Genomic DNA, 2,454 nt, shown 5'->3' with positions numbered 1-2,454 from the left:
AATATGGTCTTCTTGTCGCCAAGGTTTAACTCCCTGTTTTGCTTTTGTGCATTCAGTTATGTTCCTCTATCTTACATTTGAACAACCTGCTTTAGCAGCATTTTCCTGATTACTCCTTACTGCAATCCTCCGACTGCAATTGTAATGGCATAGTGAATTTGGCCACCTGCTCGGAGAGCATATCCCTGCCTCAACTACACGACAGGTGATCACATGGGTAAATATTTCACGGCAGAATTTAAGCTAGAGGCGGCCAAGCTGGTCGTTGACCATAATTACACTATGAGTTGAACTGTCCGCTCCAAAAGTTATTACAGTCTGTCCTCCTCTGACGATACGAATAAACTCATGCCTTTCAAGTACCTTAATGAGCCTGTTGAGAGCTTTTCCTCCCCGGGACAATGTTACTTTTGCTTTAATTTTCGACGGTTCGATATAGCTGTTTAACCCATCAACTGAGCAAAGCGCATAAAATCGCAAATGCGCCGAATGATTTAAGAAATTGGCCTTCCTGTCGGGACTCATCCAGCCAATCATTTCCAGCATATCATCATAATGCTTGCGTAACAGGCTACAGCTTGCTTGAACTCCGTAGACTGGTTGACCGTAGTCCGGCAAACCTGTGGCAGGATCATCATAGTGAAATTTCCAGAGTGCCTCATGATGAGAAAGTCGGTTACGCAGTGCCCTGATGCGATGAAAATCCTGACGGATATCCGCCATTGAATATCCCTCAGGCAGGTGCGGAAACACCACCGTTTCTAGGTTTGGCCACAACAGTGACTTACTGGCCTTATCTTCATATTTATGGCTCAACAACGTTGTCCAGAACCCAAAGTTCATACCGGCAATCACCCGTGCTGGAGTGATAATTTTTCCTTCGGAAACGATGGTGTCACGGGCCTGATCAACCAGAGTTTCTTCACGGACCTTGCGGGCAATGACCCGATGACCATACTGGTCAAGTAGAACGCCATGATTATCTTGGGGGTCAGTCGCCTTTCTGGCCATCTTGTAACGCTTTGAGAGTTTGGGGTTTGCTTTTTTCCCCATATAACGTGGCAGACTGAAGATCCAGTTATGGTCCGTCAGCCACAGGCCATTAGCACCAGTGGGCGGATGCGACAGGATAGCCATATCTATGGCATTACGCAGAGTTACCTCCAGACACTGCATTACGGGTAGCATCGCCCCCGCTAGAGCCTTATTCCAGTGATAAGCAGCCAGTACCTGATGTGCTTCAATTTTGAGATGCTGTTCGTAGATATCTAGACGCTCGGTAGAGATATAATTACGCATTGTCCTTTCCTTATGCCATGCAACGACATCAGCCTTTAATTGAGTTGACGAGTCGGTCAGTTTATGGCGTAATAAGCCACATCAAGGCGGAGCCGCCTCTTACAGAGGTCTCACGCGACAATAGTTGTTTGGAAAAGCCATCCCTCGGGGTGGCTTTTCTCGTTTCAGAACGTCAACACTCCCCTCGTTCTACAGGCGGCAGATGCCTGGCTGCACGGATCTCATCAATGGCATCCAGAAAGTCTTCCACCCTCTGTAAGAAAAACAGTTCACGGTGAACGGCAAGCATCACCGCTAACTCACGTGTAGCAACTTCGGCGAAGAGCGCGAACAGCAGCGATGTGCCGTGAGAAATATGCGTGAGCTCGCTGAGCTGCTTTGCGCGTATTTCCAGGAGTGGGACGCCGTCGCGCATGATCCGCTGCAGATCGTCTTCACTGCGGATGCACAACAGACGGCACCAGGCACGGTTTTCGGCCAGCGTCTGTGCGCCGTCAAACCAGTAGTCGGCCAGTCCGGCGTTCATCATTTGCGCCAGGTCTCTGTCCATCAGCGCAACCAGGCCGCTGCTCTGCATAAAGTTGCGGATCAAATCGCCAAAAGAGGCGGTCAGAAATTCCCTGACAAAATCGCTTTTTGACTTTCCTGCGGCTTTCGCTTGCTCGGTAATCTCTATATCGATGTCAAGCGGCACATTTCGTACAGTCAGCGTTCTGGTGACGCCTTTATCCTCAGTTTCATTTCTACTGGTCAATTATGCATCCCCTGACGAACTTATGATGTTATCAATAACAATGCATTCATAGTATGCATGTTTGATGCACATGGCAATATATTTTATTTATGTTGCAATGTGGTGCTAAATTGATATTTTTTGACCACAGTGTTATTTCCCGGACGGGAAGATCCGATAAGTGGCAGAAGCGGATCTGGCCTCCGCGACGGGCGATTTTTTGCGCAATAACTATATACAGCGTCTAAATCTGTCATGTATTTACTATATATGGTGTTAATTGACTGTGGGGAGTTACCCGATACCGGCGCTGCGGGGGCTATTGACTGCGCGGCGAGTGTGATAAGGTTCCGAAAACGGCAAATAGGGAAAAAGTCGGAACAGAGAAAACGGTGGGTTAGGTAATTGCCAATAGTGACTGT

General features: G+C 48.0%; 2 protein-coding genes. Both read right to left on the bottom strand.

Going from position 1 to position 2,454, the window contains the following annotated elements; genetic code table 11:
* Positions 1-243 precede the first annotated feature (243 nt).
* The gene (locus tag AACW11_RS17130; RefSeq protein ID WP_212587035.1) at positions 244-1,299 is read right to left on the bottom strand and encodes an Abi family protein; all 1,056 of its coding nucleotides are present in this window, start codon (positions 1,297-1,299) and stop codon (positions 244-246) included.
* 172 nt (positions 1,300-1,471) lie between these two features.
* The gene (locus AACW11_RS17125) at positions 1,472-2,053 is read right to left on the bottom strand and encodes a hypothetical protein (RefSeq protein ID WP_212587034.1); all 582 of its coding nucleotides are present in this window, start codon (positions 2,051-2,053) and stop codon (positions 1,472-1,474) included.
* Positions 2,054-2,454: the final 401 nt, after the last annotated feature.

This window comes from Yersinia sp. Marseille-Q3913, from assembly GCF_963892745.1.
GTDB classification, from domain to species: domain Bacteria; phylum Pseudomonadota; class Gammaproteobacteria; order Enterobacterales; family Enterobacteriaceae; genus Yersinia; species Yersinia bercovieri.
Note: the sequence above shows the minus strand (reverse complement) of the source record. Positions and strands in the feature narration are given on the sequence as shown.